A 17,132-nucleotide genomic window follows, 5' to 3' on the forward strand; every position below is an offset into this window, starting at 1 on the left:
GCTCCGGGGCGGGGCTCGGCGGCGGGGCGGGGGCCGGCGGGCGGATGGCCCTGAGCCGCGGCTCGACGTCTGCCTCCAAGGCGGGGCCCGGGGATCCGCCGACGGCCGGTGTCGCGTCGGCGCTCGACGCCGGACCTGCGCCCGAGTCCCAGCCCGGTGACCGGCCGGCACCTGACGTCCGGGCGGGGCTCGGCAGCGGTTCCGTTGCCGAGGCGCAGGCCGTTTCCGGGGAACTGTCCCCGGCCGGGGGAGAGGCGGCGGTCCACGTGCCCACCCGGCGGCTGTTCGTGTCCCGGATGGTGGCCGGGGCCGCGGCGGCGGCCGCGGTGGGGACCGTCGGGTACGGGACGTACGGCGTGCTGCGGGGGCCGCGGGTGAAGAGGGTCACCGTGCCGCTGGCGAAGCTGCCGCGGGCCGCGCACGGCTTCCGGATCGCCGTGGTCAGTGACATCCACCTGGGGCCCCTCCTGGGGCGCGGCTTCGCGCAGAAGGTCGTCGACACGATCAACGCGACCCAGCCGGACCTCATCGCGGTCGTCGGGGACCTGGTGGACGGCGACGTCAAGGACCTCGGGCCGGCGGCGGCGCCGTTGGCGGGGCTCCGGGCGCGGCACGGGGCGTACTTCGTCACGGGCAACCACGAGTACTTCTCCGGTGCGGAGCAGTGGGTCGAGGAGGTACGGCGCCTCGGCCTGCTCCCCCTGGAGAACGCGCGCACCGAACTGCCCGGCTTCGACCTGGCCGGTGTCAACGACGTGATGGGCGAGCGGGAGGGACAGGGCCCCGACTACGAGCGGGCCCTCGGCGACCGGGACCCCGCACGCGCGTGCGTGCTGCTCGCCCACCAACCGGGGCAGATCCACGAGGCCGTCCGGCACGGCGTGGACCTCCAGCTGTCCGGCCACACCCACGGCGGCCAGCTCTGGCCCGGCAACCTCCTCGCGGCCGCCGCCAATCCGACCCTCGAGGGCCTGGAGCGCTACGGCGACACCCAGTTGTACGTCACCCGCGGCGCCGGGGCCTGGGGCCCGCCCACGCGTGTGGGCGCCCCCTCCGACATCACCGTCGTCGAACTCGCCTCACGGCGAGTCTGAGGACCGGCGGTGAGTCCGAACACCGGTGGCGAGTTCGAGGACCGGCTGTGAGCATCCTGTGAAACAACGGGAAAGCACGTCTTCGTAACTTCTTCTCCTTCCCTCCAGCCCCCGCTTCCCCTGGATTGAAGAGGTGTGATTAGGTGTCGGCGCCACTAAGGGGAGTGGCATGTGCAAAGGGCCCGTGAAGGGTCTGGGGAGGCTACCGATGCGGTCGGTTCGCATGCGGATTCTCACGGCGCTGCTCGTAGTGGCGGTCGTGGGCGTCGGCGGTTGGCAGTTGTTGCCGTCAGAGGAGAAGAAGAACAAGACGATCACCGTCGGCACGACGGACGCCGCCACGTCGCTCGACCCGGCCGCCGCCTACGACGCCGGCTCCTGGACGCTGCTCAACAACGTGTTCCAGTCCCTGCTGACCTTCCAGCCGGGCGGCACCTCCCCGGTGCCGGACGCGGCCAGCAGCTGCGACTTCGTCGACGGCGGACTGCGCACCTACCGCTGCGAAGTGCGCGACGACATCACGTTCCCGAGCGGACGCACGATGACCGCCGAGGACGTGAAGTTCTCCTTCGACCGCGTCAAGAAGATCAACTCCGACGTCGGCCCGGCCCCCCTGCTCTCCACCCTCGACTCGGTCGAGGCCGTCGGCTCGACCGTCACCTTCCACCTTTCGTCGCCGGACGCCACGTTCCCCCAGAAGGTGGCCACGGGAGCCGGTGCCATCGTCGACCACACCCGCTACGCCAAGGACGCGCTGCGCACCGGCACCCAGGTCGACGGCACCGGGCCGTACCGACTGAAGGAGTACGCCAAGGACAAGAGAGCGGTGCTGGAGCCGAACGGCTCCTACAAGGGAGCCGTCACTGACACCGGGCGGCCGATCGAGCTGCGCTACTACGGCACCCCGGCCGAACTCGACCGGGCCTGGCAGGACAGGCAGATCGACGTCGCCAGCCGCACCCTGCCCCCGAAGGTCCTCGCCGGACTCAACCCGAGCGACCCCGGGCACCGCGTGTCGGTGTCCAGCAGCCCCGAAGTCCGCAACCTCTACCTCAACACACGTGCCTCCTCCTCGCTGCACGACGTCCGCGTCCGGCGGGCCGTGGCCATGCTGATCAACCGTGAGCATCTGGCCGGCGCCGTGTACGACAACACCGTCGACGCGCTGTACTCGCTGGTCCCGACGGGCATCACGGGCCACACCACGGCGTTCTTCGACGCCTACCCGGAGCAGGACGTCAAGCGGGCGCGGGCGCTGCTGACCGAGGCCGGCGTGTCGATCCCGATGCGCTTCACCTACGGCTACGGCAAGCGCGGCGTCGCCGCCGAGGAGGCCGCCGAGCTCAAGCGGCAGCTGGAGGAGAGCGGCCTGTTCAAGGTCGACGTCAAGGGCTACGAGTGGGCCGACTTCCAGAAGCGCTGGGTGGGCGGCAAGCTCGACGCCTACGCGGTCGGCTGGGTCGCCGACTACCCGGACCCGGACACCTTCGGCTCCGGACTCGTCGGCACCGGCAGCGTCATGAACACCGGCTACAGCAGCAAGACCGTGGACAACCTCATCCGGGCCACCCAGGAGCACTCCGACCGGGGCCGGGTCGTCGCGGACTTCCGCACCCTGCAGGCGGAGATCGCCACCGACGTGCCGCTCATCCCGCTCTGGCAGCGCAAGGACTACGTCATCTCCAGCGAGGACGTCGGCGGCGGCCAGTACCTGACGGACGGCAGCGGCGCCTTCCGGCTGTGGAAGCTCGACTGGATCTGACGGCTACGACCGCGTCCTCGCCCGCTCCGGCAGGGTGACCGTCACCGCGAACCCCTCGCCCGGGTCCGTGCGGACGGTCACCTCGCCGCGGTGCGCCTCGACCACCCCCTGCACGATCGACATGCCGGGGCCGCTGCCCGCCGCGCCGCCCGCGCGGAAGAAGCGACGGTGCTGCCGAGAACCCGGGCTCGCGGGGCTCGTGGGTGGGATGGACGGGACAGGTGCGATCACCGGAAGGCCCTGGCGAAGGGGGCTGCGACGGTCCCGGCGCGTGGCCGGACCACCGCTCCGTGTGGGTCGCGGCCCGTTCGACGCGGGTGTCGGTGGCGCGGGTGTCGGTGGCGCGGGTGTCGGTGGCGAGGGCGGCCAGGCCCGACGCCGGAGACTGGCGTCCCGCCCCCTCGGGCGCGCACTCATCTGCCGGCGGCGCCTGAAGCTGTTCCGACAGGAGTTCTCAGCCCCTTTACTCGTCCAGTCCCGAGGGGGCCGCGGTCAGGTCACCTTCTTCTGCCCGGCCTTGAGGATCTCGGTCACGTCGAGGGTGACCTTGGCGCCGATGGAGTCGGGGAGGGTGACGAGCTCGCCGGGGGCGTGGGGGCGGTGGTACTCGTACCTGCCCTCGGAGGGTTCCGCGAGGACGTGAAGACGCTGGTGCTTGCGGTCGACGATCACGTAGACGGGGACCTTCGCCTCGGCGTAGGCGGCGACCTTGGTCTTCAGGTCGTCCTTCCAGTTGCTGGAGGTGACTTCCAGGACGAGACGGAAGCAGACCGGGTCGTACGCGTTGTTCTCGACGAGGTGCTCGTCGATGTCGGCGTCCACCACCACGAGGTCGGGGATGGCGTAGTCCTCGGCGCCGGCGGGCAGCCGGAGCCCGACGTTCTGGAGGACCTCGGTTTCGTCGTCGTCGAGTCCTGCGGCGATGAAGGGACGCATCAGCTTCGTCAGGGCGCGGGCATGGGGGGCATCCGGTGAGGGGGTCACGAGGAGGTGGCCTCCGATGATCTCGACGCGGTAGCCCGGATGGCGCTCCATGATCTCGCCGGCGATGGCCGTGAGCGAGAACGGCCGGTCGTCGTCGAAGGGCTGCTCGACGGATGCAGCGGACATCGCGTGCCTCCTGGGGGCTGGTGTCGAGAGCATCATCGTAGGCAGGCCGGGCGCCCGGTGTCCCGTTCCGGCCGGTTCACCCGGAAGTGATCACTCGGCCGCAGTGCCCCGCTCCCTGCCCGCAGGATCCGGCATCATCCTCGTCATCCCCGGCAGGAAGTCCGTGAACAGCTCGTGCACCTCGTGCACCAGCGGGCGCAGCGCCCGGAAGCGGGCCAGGGTCACGCCTCGCGCGGTGAGCCGTGCCCCGCGCTCGGCCAGCCGGTAGCTGCGCTCGCGGCCCTCCGTGCGGTCGAACACCCAGTACAGGACGAGCCCCATCTGGGCGAGCCACATCAGCTCGGGCAGCACCTCCCGCAGCTCCGCCGGGACCTTGGTCCTCGCGCCGTACAGCACCTCCTTGTGGATGCCGATGGCCTCCACGCGCGCGTGTTCCGACTCGGAGGAGAAGGGGCTGAGCGGGCTGTCGGGGTCGGCGGCGTTCTTGAAGAACTGCACCGCGAACTCGTGGTACGGCGTCGCGATGTCCAGCCACGCCTTCAGCACGCCCGCGAGCCGTGCCTCCAGGTCGGTCTCACGGTCCAGCACCTCCCGGACCGCCACCCGGTGCTCGGCGGCGATCCGGTCGTAGAAGCCCTGGATCAGGTGTTCCTTGCCCTCGAAGTAGTAGTAGGCATTGCCGACGGAGACCCCGGCCTCCTTGGCGATGGCCCGCATGGTCGTCTTGTCGTAGCCACGTTCCTGGAACAGTCGCATGGCCGTCCGGAGGATCCGGGCACGGGTCTGCTCGGACTTGCCGGCGGGCACGCCCTCACCAGGGCTGTCGTCGTTCTTCGTGGGCACGGAAAGAGCCTAGCCAGTGGCACGGGCGCAGCCGCCGCAGCCGGGTGGGGCGACGCCCGTCTCAGGGCCTGCGTCCGAGCTCCGGCCGCTTGCTGTAGTCGGTGAACCCCAGGACGTTGCCCCACGGGTCGGCGATCTCGACGGTCCAGCCGGTCGCCCCCGCGGACGGCTCGTCGAGCGGCGCGATCCCGGCCGCCGTCAGCTCCCGCGCCGCCGCCCGTGCGTCCGGCACCTCCAGCCACACCCGGGGGGAGGGCCACGGCGGTGTCCGGTGTCCGAACGTCTCCTCCGCGCGCAGCAGGATCCCCGGTGTCTCGCCCCCCACCTTCAGCCCCGCGATCCCCGCCTCGTCCAGCCGGAACGCCACCGCGAACCCGGCCCGCTCGTAGAAAACGACGGCCTCGCCGAGATCCCCCACGGGCAGCAGCACGTTGTCGAACCCGAGCAGCTCGTACGACTCGTCATCTGACATGCCATCAGATTAGGTGCCGCGGGCACGCGGTGGGGGAGGCCGAGCGCGGCCGGGCCGTCCGGTCACCCGTTGAGGCGGACCCCGAGGTTTCCCTCCGGCCGTACTTCCTGCAATATGACCGTCAGTTCGTCCGTGTCGAAGAGTGGAGCAACCGTGTCCGAGCAGCCGAAACAGCCTCCTCAGGCACCGGGATACGGCTATCCCCACCAGCCGCCCGGCGCGTACCCGCCGCCTCCGGGCGGTGCCTACCCGCCCCCGCCCGGCGCCTACCCGCCCCCGCCCGGCGCGTACCAGCCGCCCCCCGGCGCCTACCCGCCCCCCGGGATGATGGCGGACCCCAACGCCCCGTACGGCTACGACCCCTACGGCCGCCCGTACTCCGACAAGTCGAAGGTCGTCGCCGGTGTCCTGCAGCTCACCCTGGGAGGCCTCGGCATCGGCCGCTTCTACATAGGCCACGTCGGGCTCGGCCTCGCCCAGCTCTTCACCTGCGGTGGCCTCGGCATCTGGTCCCTGGTCGACGGCATCCTGCTGCTGACGGGCAACGACACCACCGACGCGCAGGGCCGGGTCCTGCGTGGCTGACGCTGCGGCCGGTACGGTCCGCCGCCGGCGGCTGCGGCAGGTGCCGCGGCATCCGGCGGCGGCCCCGCTCGCGGTGCTCTGCGCGGGCGCCGCGGGCGCCGGTTACCTCTACGTCACCGACCCGCACGAGTCCGGCCACCTCCTGCCCCAGTGCCCCTTCCGGTACGTCACGGGGCTGCTCTGCCCGGCCTGCGGCGGCACGCGCATGGTGTACGACCTGATGCACGGGCACTTCGCCCAGGCCTGGCTGGACAACAGGATGCTCCTGCTCGCCTCGCCGTTCGCGCTGGCGCTGCTCGGCAAGTGGGCGGTGGAGGGCCTGCGCGGACGCCGCTGGCAGCCCCGGCTCAGCTCCCGGACGCAGGTGCTGGTGCTCCTGACGGCCGTGGTGTGGACCGTCGTCCGCAACGTCGTCTAGCGCCGCCTTCGGGGAGGGTCGCGAGGCGGACACACGGACAACAACGGCCAAAAGCCATCGATGTGACCGGAATTCATCACGGAATAGGAACGTTCGTTCAATACCCCTCCCGTGCCGCCCTTCTTGATCCTTATGCTCCCGATGCGCAGGGGGGACGGCCGTCCGGTCAGCGCGCGGTGGATTGCGCACGGATGTCGCGTGATCGGGCAGTTCGGGCCCCCTGGGCCCCGGAGGTTCCCACTCCGGTCCCTCTGATCACTGCAGGAGCACCTTTCATGACCGTCCCCACCCCTGACGCGCCCTACGGCTACGACCCGCAGGGCCGCCCCTACTCCGACAAGTCGAAGATCGTCGCGGGCGTCCTCCAGCTCTTCCTCGGAGGCCTGGGCATCGGCCGCTTCTACGTCGGCTCCGTGGGTGTGGGCATCGCCCAGCTCCTCACCTGCGGTGGTCTCGGCCTCTGGGCCCTGATCGACGGCATCCTCTTCCTCGTCAGCAACGACCGCACCGACGCGCAGGGCCGCGTCCTGCGCGGCTGACGCGCCCACGCGGCCGGCGCACGGCCGGCCGGCAGCAACACGCCGAGGGCCCCGTTCCGTCACGGAACGGGGCCCTCGGCGTCGTATGCGGCGCGGTGTCAGAAGCGGCGCGTGATCAGCGCCCGCTTCACCTCCGCGATCGCCTTCGTCACCTCGATGCCACGGGGGCAGGCGTCGGTGCAGTTGAAGGTGGTGCGGCAGCGCCAGACGCCGTCCTTGTCGTTGAGGATCTCCAGGCGCTGCTCACCGGCCTCGTCACGGCTGTCGAAGATGAACCGGTGGGCGTTGACGATGGCCGCCGGGCCGAAGTACTGGCCGTCGTTCCAGAACACCGGGCAGGACGAGGTGCAGGCCGCGCACAGGATGCACTTCGTGGTGTCGTCGAACAGGGCCCGGTCCTCCGGGGACTGCAGCCGCTCACGCGTGGGCTCGTTCGTCTCCTTCGTGATGAGGAAGGGCATCACGTCCCGGTACGCCTGGAAGAACGGCTCCATGTCCACGACCAGGTCCTTCAGGACCGTGAGGCCCTTGATGGGCTCGACCGTGATCGGCTTCTCGGGGTTGATGTCCTTGATCAGCGTCTTGCAGGCCAGACGGTTCCTGCCGTTGATCCGCATGGCGTCCGAGCCGCAGATGCCGTGCGCGCAGGAGCGGCGGAAGGTCAGCGTGCCGTCGAGATCCCACTTGATCTTGTGCAGACCGTCGAGGACGCGTTCCTTGGGGTCGATCTCCAGCTGGAAGTCTTCCCAGGTCGCCTCGTCCGAGACCTCCGGGTTGAAGCGGCGGACGCGGAAGGTGACCGTGATGTAGGGGGAGGCGGCGGACTGCGCCTCCACCTTGTCCAGAACGGGGGTTGCCATCAGTACTTACGCTCCATCGGCTGGTAGCGGGTCTGCACGACCGGCTTGTAGTCGAGACGGACGGTTTCGGACCCGTCGGCGCCGACCTCGCGGTACGCCATGGTGTGACGCATGAAGTTGACGTCGTCGCGGTTGGGGTAGTCCTCGCGGTAGTGACCGCCGCGGGACTCCTTGCGGGCCAGGGCGGAGACCGCCATGACCTCGGCCAGGTCCAGCAGGTTGCCCAGCTCGACGGCCTCCAGCAGGTCCGTGTTGAACCGCTTGCCCTTGTCCTGGATCGCCACGTTCTTGTAGCGCTCCCGGAGTTCGGCGATCTTCTCGACGGCCGTCTTGATCGTCTGCTCGGTGCGGAACACCATGACGTTGGCGTCCATGGTGTCCTGCAGCTCGCGGCGGAGCTCGGCCACCCGCTCGTTGCCGGTGGAGGTCCGCAGCCGCTCGATCTGCTCGACGACGAAGGACTCCGGGTTCTCCGGCAGCTCGACGAAGTCGGCCTTCGAGGCGTACTCCGCCGCCGCGATGCCCGCCCGCTTGCCGAACACGTTGATGTCCAGCAGCGAGTTGGTGCCCAGGCGGTTGGCACCGTGCACGGACACACAGGCGACCTCGCCGGCCGCGTACAGGCCCGGCACGACCGTGGTGTTGTCCGCGAGCACCTCGGCCCGGACGTTGGTCGGGATGCCGCCCATCGCGTAGTGCGCGGTCGGCTGGATCGGGATCGGGTCGGTGTACGGCTCGATGCCCAGGTAGGTCCGCGCGAACTCGGTGATGTCCGGCAGCTTGGCGTCCAGCTGCTCCGGCGGCAGGTGGGTCAGGTCCAGGTAGACGTGGTCGCCCTCGGGACCGCAGCCGCGGCCCTCACGGATCTCCGTGTAGATCGAGCGGGAGACGACGTCACGGGAGGCCAGGTCCTTCATGACGGGGGCGTACTTCTCCATGAAGCGCTCGCCGTCCTTGTTGCGCAGGATGCCGCCCTCACCGCGGGCGCCCTCGGTGAGGAGGATGCCCATGCGCCAGATGCCGGTCGGGTGGAACTGGAAGAACTCCATGTCCTCCAGCGGCAGCCCGCGCCGGTACACGGCCGCCTGGCCGTCACCGGTCAGGGTGTGCGCGTTCGACGTCACCTTGAAGAACTTGCCGCAGCCACCGGAGGCGTAGATCACGGACTTCGCCTGGAAGACGTGGATCTCGCCGGTCGCCAGCTCGTACGCCACGACACCGGCCGACTTCTTGACTCCGTCGACCTCGGTGATCAGCTGGTCCAGGACGTAGAACTCGTTGAAGAACTCCACGCCCTCCTTGACGCAGTTCTGGTACAGCGTCTGGAGGATCATGTGACCGGTGCGGTCGGCCGCGTAGCAGGAGCGGCGGACCGGGGCCTCGCCGTGGTTGCGCGAGTGGCCGCCGAAGCGGCGCTGGTCGATGGTGCCGTCCGGGGTGCGGTTGAACGGCAGGCCCATCTTCTCCAGGTCGAGGACGGAGTCGATGGCCTCCTTCGCCAGGATCTCGGCGGCGTCCTGGTCGACCAGGTAGTCACCGCCCTTGACCGTGTCGAAGGTGTGCCACTCCCAGTTGTCCTCCTCCACGTTGGCCAGCGCGGCGGCCATGCCGCCCTGCGCGGCGCCCGTGTGGGAACGCGTGGGGTAGAGCTTGGTCAGGACCGCGGTGCGGCTGCGCTTCGTCGACTCGATGGCGGCACGCATACCGGCGCCACCGGCGCCGACGATGACGGTGTCGTACTTGTGGATCTTCATCAGGAAATACCTCGGTCCCGGGGCCTAGCGGATGTTCGGGTCGAAGGTGAAGATCACCAGCGTGCCCAGCAGAATGGTCCACACCGTGGCGGTGTAGAGCAGGCCCTTCAGCCACAGTCGTGTGTTCGCGCGCTCCGCGTAGTCGTTGATGACCGTGCGCAGGCCGTTGCAGCCGTGCAGCATGGCCAGCCACAGCATGAGCAGGTCCCAGACCTGCCACCAGGGCGAGGCCCAGCGGCCCGCCACGAAGGCGAAGCCGATCTTGGAGACGCCGCCGTCCAGGACGAGCTGGATCAGCAGGTGACCGATGACGAGGACGACCAGGACGATGCCGGACAGCCGCATGAACAGCCAGCCGTACATCTCGAAGTTGCCCCGGGTCGACCGCGGGGTCTTACTGGTCCGCTGGCGCGGCGCCTCGATGACGGGGGCGGGGTTGTCGACGCTGTAGCCGGAGCCGCCCTCGACGGGGCCGATGCCGGAAGCGGTGGTTTCAGAGGTGGACATGTGCGTCAGCTCCCGAATACTGCTCGAGCGGCGTGGCCGAGGACGGGGTAGATCGCCCCGATCATCAGCACGACCCAGATGCCGACCACGGTCCACAGCATCTGCTTCTGGTAGCGGGCGCCCTTGACCCAGAAGTCGACGGCGATCACACGCAGGCCGTTGAGCGCGTGGAAGAGGATCGCGGCGACCAGGCCGTACTCGAGCACGGCGACGATCGGCGTCTTGTAGGTGGCCACGACCGTGTCGTAGGCCTCGGGAGACACGCGGACGAGCGCGGTGTCCAGCACGTGAACGAACAGGAAGAAGAAGATGAGGACGCCGGTGACTCGGTGAGCCACCCAGGACCACATTCCTTCCCGGCCGCGGTACAGCGTTCCAGCCGGCACGGAAGAACCCTCCGGGAGCGGGGACTAGGGCCGCGCCGGCTTCTCTGTCGGTCGGGCCCGGCCGGGTACGGTCCACCGGCCCTCAGCATCGTAACCATCCGTTGCGGTGATGTTCACAGGGGGGTCTGCCCGTGCGCTCGAACTTGCACGGACGGGCGAGCGGGGGCGGCTGCCGAGGGGTGCCCCGCGCCCCTGAGTATGCGCTCCAGACGTCCTCTCGCCAGGTGCCGGAGTTCCTCTGCCGTGGCGGCCCGTTCCTCCTCCGGATCGTTCGTCAAACGTGATCGGATGGCTGCCAGTACCAGGTCCAGGGCCTCGGCCGGCGCGGTGTCGTCCAGGCAGATGACGAAGCTGTGGCCGAACCGGGCCTCGTAGGCGGCGTACGCCGCGCTCAGGGCCATGGAGGCGGCCGCGTACATGCCCTCGGGGAGCGAGGGCAGGGGCTCTGCCGTCAGGGCCTCCGCCAGGTCCGACGGGCTCAGGTCGTACGTCGCCTCGTCCGCCGCGGCCAGGAGGGACGGCAGGTCCGGGTAGGGGCGGTGGGCGGTGAGGCGGTGGGCCCAACGGGGGCTGTGCAGACAGGTCAGGAGGGTGTGGTGGGCCTCGGGAGCGGGAGCGGTGTTGAAGTGCTCCAGGTTCTGCGCGGGCAGCGTGGGTCCTTGGTCGGCAGGGGCATGCTGTGAGAGGTGTGCCGTTACGTTATCGGGTGTGCTCATGATGTGTCCGGTGGGCGCCTTGTTTTCACCCGAACGGGAGAGTTTGAGAACGTCTGGTGGACACCTTCGGCGGCCATGGGCCTTAGGTTGGCGGAGTGAGCAAGCACAGGCGCCGGGCCCCGGCGCGGAAGCCGCAGCACAGGCAGGCAGTGGCCGGCGGTGCGTTCGCCGTGACGGTCGGACTGGGCGCCGCACTGGGGGTGTGGGCCTCCGGCGACGGGTCCCCGGCGGGCTCGGCGCACCGCGCCTCGGACGCGCCCCCCGCAGCCGCGCCCTCCAGCTCCGCGCGCCCCGGCCCCACCCGCAGCCACCCCCTGTCCCAGGCACCGCGGACCATCCCCGCCGTGCGCTCCCACACCCCGGCCCACGGCCCCGGCTGGCGCCCGGTGAAGGGCGGCCGGGTCGTGGTGAACAACGCCTCCCTGGCCGACGAGGGGAAGCTGATCGCGAGCGAGCTCGGTCTGACGTACGCCGGTCAGAAGAACGACGTGCGCTCCGGGGACGTACGGCTGGCGCTGAACAAGGGCGCGGGCGGGAACCCGGAGTCGTACACCATGACCGTGCGCGACGGCCGGGTGACCATCAGCGGTCCGGCCGACGCGGGGGTCTTCTACGGCACCCGCACCCTGAAGCAGGAGGTGCACGGCGGCGGTACGGCGCCCGAGGGCGTCGTGAACGACATGCCGGCCAAGCCGCGGCGCGGCTTCATGCTGGACATCGCCCGCAAGCCGTTCACGGCCGGCTGGATAGAAGACCGCATACGCGAGCTGGGCGACCTGAAGTTCAACGAGCTGGGCCTGCACTTCTCCGACGACCAGGGCTTCCGCATACAGTCCGACACGCACCCGGAGATCGTCTCCAGGGACCACCTCAGCAAGGCGCAGGTCAAACAGATCGTCGACCTCGCCGCCAGCAGGCACATCACCGTCGTGCCCGAGATCGACTCGCCCGGCCACCTGGGAGCGGTGATCGCCGCCCACCCCGATCTGCAGCTGCGCAACGCGCAGGGCGTGGCGACACGGGGCGCGATCGACATCTCCAAGCCCCGGTCCGCCCGGATCGTCGACGACCTCCTCGACGAGTACGCGAGCCTCTTCCCCGGCAGCCAGTGGCACCTCGGCGGCGACGAGTACCAGGCGCTGACCGTGCGCGACCCCGAGGCGTCCTACCCGCAGCTGGCCGCCGCCGCGAAGAAGGCCTACGGCTCCGGCGGCACCGTGGCCGACCTGGCGACGGGCTGGCTGAACGACCGCGCCGCCACCGTCCGCGAACACGGCCGCACCCCGCGCGCGTGGAACGACGGCTTCTTCCGGAACACCTCCGTACGGCCCGCCCAGGACATCGTGGTCGCCTACTGGACCGGCAAGGAGATAGGCGCCCGCCGGCCGGCCGAGTACCTGAGCGCCGGACGCAAGGTGCTCAACTACAACGACGAGTTCCTGTACTACGTCCTCGGCCAGCCGCACACCTTCGTCTACCCCACCGGACAGCGGATCTACGAACAGTGGACCCCGCGCGTGCTGCGCGGCACCGAGGCGGTGCCCGCCCGGTACGACGCGCAGATCCTGGGCGGCTCGTTCGCCGTGTGGTGCGACTTCGCGAACTCCCAGACCCAGGACCAGGTGGCGGCCGGCATCCGCATGCCGCTGCGGGCGACGGCCCAGAAGCTGTGGGACCCCGGCAAGCCGGCGATGTCCTGGGCGGAGTTCAAGTCGCTGGCGAACAAGCTGGGCTGACGCCGAATCGCATGGACGTGCGAGGGCGGGGTGTCGTAGGTTCCCGGTGCCGCGCCCGATGCTCCGAGGGGAGCCGCGCAGGCTCCACGACGCCACCTCGGGGGGACCCACCATGCTCTGCGCGCGCTGTCAGCACCACACGGCGGTACCCGGCGGCACCCTGTGCACCGGTTGCGCCACCGCTCCGGCCCCATCGGCCCCGTCGGCCCCGTCGGCCCCACCGGCCGCTCCACCGTTCACGGGAGTGCCCGCCGTCCTGCTGCGCTCGCCGGTCGGGCTCGGCCGGGCCGCCGTCGCGATGCTCGCCCTCGTCGTCGCCGCCGACCTGTTCGCCGTCTGGGCGAGCCTCGTGATGTACGACTTCTCGGGCGACCTCATGGACGGCGCGGTCGGCGAGGACGTGATGCGGCGGGCCGACCACGCGGACCTGCTCACCACCGTCGCGGGCACCGCCCAGATCGTGACGATGATCGCCAGTTGCGTCGTCTTCCTGTGCTGGTTTTACCGGGTGCGGGTCAACGCAGAAGTGTTCGACCCCTCCAGGCACAGCATGAAGCGCGGCTGGGCGATCGGCGCGTGGTTCACCCCGGTCGTCAACCTGTGGTTCCCGCGCCGGATCATGCTGGAGATCTGGGACGCCAGCAGCCCCTGGGACCGGCCCGGGCCGCGCGGGCTGGTCAATGCCTGGTGGACGCTGTGGATCATCGCGCAGGTGGTCGGCCGGGCCGGGTCCAACACCTACAGCCGGTCCGAGACGGCCGAGGAACTGCACTGGGCCGCCACGCAGACGATGGTCGCCGACGTCCTCGACATCGCGGCCGCCGTGCTCGCCGTCCTCGTCGTGCTCCGGCTGACCCGGATGCAGCACGAGAAGGCGCTGCGGGGACCGGTGCCGACCACGGCCTGACCGTCCTCCTCGACGCGCCGGCAGCCGGCCTCGCTCATTGGCCGAAATCTTTTCTTCGCCAATTCACTCGACTGTGTGTGACCGCCGTGTGACACTACCCGGCGATCGCACACAGTAAGGGCAAGTGCGGGCTCCGTGGAGATCGGCGCCCTGCGAGGAGGCGTGGATGAGCCTGGTGGAACTGATCGCGCAGGCCGACGAGCGCGGACTGGCCGCCAGCGGGTTGGCTTGTTTGGATCGGTGCGTACCGCTGCTCGGCGGCGACGACGAGGTCCTGCGGCCGCTGTGGGGGAGTCTCGTCGACGACTCCCCCGGCGGCGACGGCGACTGGGCCGAACGGCTCCAGCAGGCGCGCGGCGCGCTGGAGGCGGCCGACGGGGAGGCGGTCGCCGAGGACGAGGCCGCGCTGCTGGCCCGCCGGATGCTGGCCGCCGCGCCGGCCGTCCGGTCCGCTCCCGAGGTGCGGCAGTGGGCGGACGCCTGCTCGGTCGCCTCGCTCCAGATCCACCGGCTCCTCGACCCTGCCGAGGACACCGCCCCGGCCGACTCCCTCCCCCAGGCTTTCGACGCCGTTCGAGCGGGAGAAACCCCCGTCGAGGGCCGTATGGAAGGCATGTCACCGCTCGTCGCCGCCGAGCTGCGCCGGCAGATCACCGTCCTGGAACTGCTCGCCGAGCACGGCCCCGCCGGACTCCGCCAGGCACTGGAGGTCTCCACCGAGGGACGCCGTGTCCTGCGCGCCGTGGTGTCCCGCCGGGCCCGCAGCCGGGCGTGAAAGTGGTGTGAGCCTCCCGCGGGCGCGGTGCGGGGACCTTGCGCCGTTCCTGCGCCGGTTGCGGAAAAGCCCCGGACACGGGTGACGAACAGCGTACGGAAGGCGCTCTTCCGTATGTGACAGCGCAAGATGTGACGACTCAGCAGCAGACCAGGCCGCACGCCGCCACCAGGCCGGTGCGATGGGCGGCGGACACCGCGGCGGCGATGGGCGCCCGGCTGCGCCCGGACTACTCGGCGCAGAGCCTGTGGCGGGTCGACCGGCTGATCGAGGAGATGCGGCGCGAGGGCAAACCGCCCGGCGCCGTGGACAACGTGCTGCGCGGCTTCGGCGCGTACGCCGGCGAGGTGATCGCCCGCCACGGCGGAGCCGAGTGGTGGGCAACCGGCGGCGAGCACTGGGTCCGTACGCCCGACGGACGGCTGTGGGACCCGATCGACGAGGCCCGGCGCTGTTACGCGGGCCATGGCTCACTGCGACTGCTCTGCCGGGACGCGATGAGCGGGCGGCGGACCTGAGCCGTGCGCAAGGGGCCGCTGACGAGCTGTGACACTTCTGTGGAAGCCGACGCTGATGACCGTGGGGGGCGTGGACACGGCCGGACACACGGTGGTGCGCACGTCTGGGGACTCGCTACGGACGAGGACAGTTCTTGGGCCAGGGAGGGGAACCCCGCCGAACGCAGGCGTACGACGGGGAGCTGGGTACGGCCGTCGCGCGGGCCCAGGAAGGCGACGAGGAGGCCTTCGCGGTCGCGTACCGGATCGTGCAGCCCGGACTGCTCGGGTATCTGCGCGGCCTCGTCGGGAACGACGCCGAGGACGTGGCCTCGGACGCCTGGCTGGAGATCGCCCGTGACCTCGGCCGGTTCCGGGGCGACGGGGCGGGCTTCCGCGGCTGGACGGCGACCATCGCCCGGCACCGGGCGCTCGACCATCTGCGCCGGCAGCGCGTACGGCCCCGGGGCACCTCACTCGAACAGAACGTCCTGGACCTGCCCGGCCCGTACAGCACCCATGACCAGGCCCTGGAGTCCATCACCACCGAGCAGGCCCTCGCGCTGCTGAGAGGGCTGCCCCGCGATCAGGCCGAGGCCGTGCTGCTCCGTGTGGTCGTCGGCCTCGACGGTCCCACCGCCGCGCGTGTGCTCGGCAAGCGCCCCGGCGCGGTGCGCACCGCCGCCCACCGGGGGCTGAAGCGGCTGGCCCGGCAGCTCGGCGCGGAGGGCGAGGGCGACGGGAGCGCGCAGGGGACGGGGAAAACGAAGGGAAGAGCGAGGGGAAGGGGCCGGTCGGCCGATTAGGTCCTGCCGGAGCGGACCGGGGCAACGGCCGGGGCCGCCACCCCCCACAGGAGAGGCCCCGGCCGTCGCGCGGTACGGACCGCGCGGCGGCCCGTACTCCCTACAGCGCCACGGGTGAGCTTTCCGTCACACCTCACCCCCACATTGGTTAGTTGCGCGTTGTACGGTCATGGACGGGAGGCAGTTTCAGGCCGTAACGTGCCTTTCGCGCCGGGCGCGGGACGGGCATGATCACCGTAAAACATCGGCGGCCGCGCTGCCGCAACGATTCACTCGATCACTTGAGGAACCACGTGCTGGGGGACGACGCGGAGCTGACCGCCGCGGTGCTTGCGGCACAGGACGGGGACGAGACCGCGTTCCGGACTGTGTACCGCGCCGTGCACCCACGGCTGCTCGGATACATACGCACGCTGGTCGGTGACCCGGACGCCGAGGACGTGGCGTCCGAGGCCTGGCTGCAGATAGCCCGCGACCTCGAGCGCTTCAGCGGGGACGCCGACCGGTTCCGCGGCTGGGCCGCCCGGATCGCCCGCAACCGCGCGCTCGACCACATCCGCATGCGCGGCCGCCGCCCCGCGATCGGCGGTGACGAAGCGGAACTGGCCGGCAGAGCCGCTCAGTCCGACACCGCGGGCGAGGCCATGGAGGCGCTGGCCACCGGCAGCACCCTCTCGCTCATCGCGCAGCTCCCGCAGGACCAGGCCGAGGCCGTCGTGTTGCGCGTGGTCGTGGGCCTGGACGCCAAGAGCGCCGCCGAGACGCTCGGCAAGCGGCCCGGTGCCGTACGCACGGCCGCGCACCGCGGTCTGAAACGGCTCGCGGAACTGCTCGGCGACGATCCGGAATCCCCCCACGTGCTCGACGCGCTGCCGCCCCCGCGAAAACCGCGGGGCCGTGCGGTGACGTCCGCCGGTGTGACGCATATGCGTGCCCGGACGCAGAAGGACATGTGATGGCCGACGAGCAGTACAGGTGGCTGGACCGCGACACGGCGGAGCGACTGTTGCGCGGAGAGCCACTGGACACCGTGGACGTCACCGCCCGTGACCGGGCCGAACGGCTCGCCAAGGCGCTGGGATCCCTCTCCGCCGAGCCGTCCGTTCCCGCCTCCCCCGCCTCGGCCGGTGCCGAACTGCCCGGCGAGGCCGCCGCGTTGGCCGCCTTCCGCAAGGCGCGCGCGGAACAGGCGGCCGAACAGGCCGGCGCACAGGCCGCGGCCCTCGAAACACCCACCGGAAACGCCGGCGCGGGGATCGTCCGCATCGGCACGCACACGCGTGGCTCACGCACCGCGGGCACGCGCGCGCGTGCCGGGCGTCCGCGCTGGTCCCGCCCGGTGCGTCTCGCGCTGTCGGCCGCGCT

19 protein-coding genes and 2 pseudogenes are annotated in these 17,132 nt (G+C 70.9%); 12 read left to right on the top strand and 9 right to left on the bottom strand.

Annotated features, from left to right (window positions below; translation table 11 throughout):
- Positions 1 to 1,094 (top strand): metallophosphoesterase (locus tag DEP02_RS31815; RefSeq protein ID WP_232839369.1); only part of this gene is annotated, 1,094 nt, incomplete at its 5' end.
- Positions 1,095 to 1,317: 223 nt separating this feature from the next.
- Positions 1,318 to 2,856, top strand: a complete 1,539-nt coding sequence (locus tag DEP02_RS31820; protein WP_232839370.1) for an ABC transporter substrate-binding protein — start codon at positions 1,318 to 1,320, stop codon at positions 2,854 to 2,856.
- Between the two features lie 3 nt (positions 2,857 to 2,859).
- Here DEP02_RS31820 and DEP02_RS31825 read toward each other — a convergent pair.
- The 4 genes and pseudogenes from DEP02_RS31825 to DEP02_RS31840 form a co-directional block, all read right to left on the bottom strand.
- Positions 2,860 to 3,027 (bottom strand): annotated as a pseudogene (locus DEP02_RS31825) (ATP-binding protein); the annotation flags it as partial.
- Between the two features lie 321 nt (positions 3,028 to 3,348).
- The gene (locus DEP02_RS31830) at positions 3,349 to 3,966 is read right to left on the bottom strand and encodes a Uma2 family endonuclease (RefSeq protein ID WP_112471144.1); all 618 of its coding nucleotides are present in this window, start codon (positions 3,964 to 3,966) and stop codon (positions 3,349 to 3,351) included.
- Positions 3,967 to 4,056: 90 nt separating this feature from the next.
- Positions 4,057 to 4,809 carry a TetR/AcrR family transcriptional regulator gene (locus DEP02_RS31835; RefSeq protein ID WP_198668692.1) on the bottom strand — a complete coding sequence of 251 codons (753 nt, stop codon included), beginning with the start codon at positions 4,807 to 4,809 and terminating at the stop codon, positions 4,057 to 4,059.
- 61 nt (positions 4,810 to 4,870) lie between these two features.
- The gene (locus DEP02_RS31840; protein WP_112471146.1) at positions 4,871 to 5,281 is read right to left on the bottom strand and encodes a VOC family protein; all 411 of its coding nucleotides are present in this window, start codon (positions 5,279 to 5,281) and stop codon (positions 4,871 to 4,873) included.
- Positions 5,282 to 5,434: 153 nt separating this feature from the next.
- On the opposite strand from DEP02_RS31840, the gene DEP02_RS31845 reads away from it, so the two are divergent.
- The 3 genes from DEP02_RS31845 (at position 5,435) to DEP02_RS31855 (ending at position 6,823) form a co-directional block, all read left to right on the top strand.
- Positions 5,435 to 5,866, top strand: a complete 432-nt coding sequence (locus DEP02_RS31845; RefSeq protein WP_232839371.1) for a TM2 domain-containing protein — start codon at positions 5,435 to 5,437, stop codon at positions 5,864 to 5,866.
- Positions 5,859 to 6,284: a DUF2752 domain-containing protein gene (locus DEP02_RS31850; RefSeq protein ID WP_232839372.1), complete on the top strand. Its 426-nt coding sequence runs from the start codon at positions 5,859 to 5,861 to the stop codon at positions 6,282 to 6,284. The genes DEP02_RS31845 and DEP02_RS31850 overlap by 8 nt, the downstream gene beginning before the upstream one ends.
- 275 nt (positions 6,285 to 6,559) lie before the next feature.
- Complete coding sequence (locus DEP02_RS31855) at positions 6,560 to 6,823, top strand: TM2 domain-containing protein (protein ID WP_112471148.1); 264 nt, start codon at positions 6,560 to 6,562, stop codon at positions 6,821 to 6,823.
- A 98-nt stretch (positions 6,824 to 6,921) separates the two neighbouring features.
- Here the strand turns inward: DEP02_RS31855 and DEP02_RS31860 are convergent, their stop codons facing one another.
- From DEP02_RS31860 to DEP02_RS31880, 5 genes are all read right to left on the bottom strand, one after another.
- A complete protein-coding gene (locus DEP02_RS31860) occupies positions 6,922 to 7,683 on the bottom strand; it encodes a succinate dehydrogenase iron-sulfur subunit (protein WP_112471149.1) in 762 nt (253 codons plus the stop codon).
- Complete coding sequence (gene sdhA, locus DEP02_RS31865) at positions 7,683 to 9,437, bottom strand: succinate dehydrogenase flavoprotein subunit (protein WP_112471150.1); 1,755 nt, start codon at positions 9,435 to 9,437, stop codon at positions 7,683 to 7,685. Before sdhA ends, DEP02_RS31860 begins: the two co-directional genes overlap by 1 nt.
- Before the next feature lie 24 nt (positions 9,438 to 9,461).
- Positions 9,462 to 9,944 carry a succinate dehydrogenase hydrophobic membrane anchor subunit gene (locus DEP02_RS31870; RefSeq protein WP_112471151.1) on the bottom strand — a complete coding sequence of 161 codons (483 nt, stop codon included), beginning with the start codon at positions 9,942 to 9,944 and terminating at the stop codon, positions 9,462 to 9,464.
- A gap of 5 nt (positions 9,945 to 9,949) precedes the next feature.
- Complete coding sequence (sdhC, locus tag DEP02_RS31875; RefSeq protein WP_112471152.1) at positions 9,950 to 10,330, bottom strand: succinate dehydrogenase, cytochrome b556 subunit; 381 nt, start codon at positions 10,328 to 10,330, stop codon at positions 9,950 to 9,952.
- Between the two features lie 113 nt (positions 10,331 to 10,443).
- Positions 10,444 to 11,046 (bottom strand): 2-oxo-4-hydroxy-4-carboxy-5-ureidoimidazoline decarboxylase, encoded by a 603-nt coding sequence (locus DEP02_RS31880; RefSeq protein ID WP_112471153.1) that lies wholly within the window; start codon positions 11,044 to 11,046, stop codon positions 10,444 to 10,446.
- Between the two features lie 149 nt (positions 11,047 to 11,195).
- On the opposite strand from DEP02_RS31880, the gene DEP02_RS31885 reads away from it, so the two are divergent.
- The 7 genes and pseudogenes from DEP02_RS31885 to DEP02_RS31915 form a co-directional block, all read left to right on the top strand.
- Positions 11,196 to 12,782: a beta-N-acetylhexosaminidase gene (locus DEP02_RS31885; protein ID WP_232839374.1), complete on the top strand. Its 1,587-nt coding sequence runs from the start codon at positions 11,196 to 11,198 to the stop codon at positions 12,780 to 12,782.
- 244 nt (positions 12,783 to 13,026) lie between these two features.
- Complete coding sequence (locus DEP02_RS31890) at positions 13,027 to 13,689, top strand: DUF4328 domain-containing protein (protein ID WP_332872030.1); 663 nt, start codon at positions 13,027 to 13,029, stop codon at positions 13,687 to 13,689.
- Between the two features lie 166 nt (positions 13,690 to 13,855).
- Positions 13,856 to 14,464 (top strand): hypothetical protein, encoded by a 609-nt coding sequence (locus DEP02_RS31895; RefSeq protein ID WP_112471156.1) that lies wholly within the window; start codon positions 13,856 to 13,858, stop codon positions 14,462 to 14,464.
- A gap of 131 nt (positions 14,465 to 14,595) precedes the next feature.
- Complete coding sequence (locus DEP02_RS31900) at positions 14,596 to 14,982, top strand: hypothetical protein (protein WP_112471157.1); 387 nt, start codon at positions 14,596 to 14,598, stop codon at positions 14,980 to 14,982.
- 134 nt (positions 14,983 to 15,116) lie between these two features.
- Positions 15,117 to 15,767, top strand: coding sequence for an RNA polymerase sigma factor (locus tag DEP02_RS31905; RefSeq protein ID WP_112471158.1), 651 nt, complete (start codon positions 15,117 to 15,119; stop codon positions 15,765 to 15,767).
- A 293-nt stretch (positions 15,768 to 16,060) separates the two neighbouring features.
- Complete coding sequence (locus tag DEP02_RS31910; RefSeq protein WP_112471159.1) at positions 16,061 to 16,723, top strand: RNA polymerase sigma factor; 663 nt, start codon at positions 16,061 to 16,063, stop codon at positions 16,721 to 16,723.
- Positions 16,723 to 17,132, top strand: a pseudogene (locus tag DEP02_RS31915) (extensin); the annotation flags it as partial. The gene DEP02_RS31910 and the pseudogene DEP02_RS31915, both read left to right, overlap by 1 nt.

Origin of the sequence: Streptomyces triticisoli, assembly GCF_003270085.1 — a bacterium.
In the GTDB taxonomy this organism is placed as follows: Bacteria; Actinomycetota; Actinomycetes; order Streptomycetales; family Streptomycetaceae; genus Streptomyces; species Streptomyces triticisoli.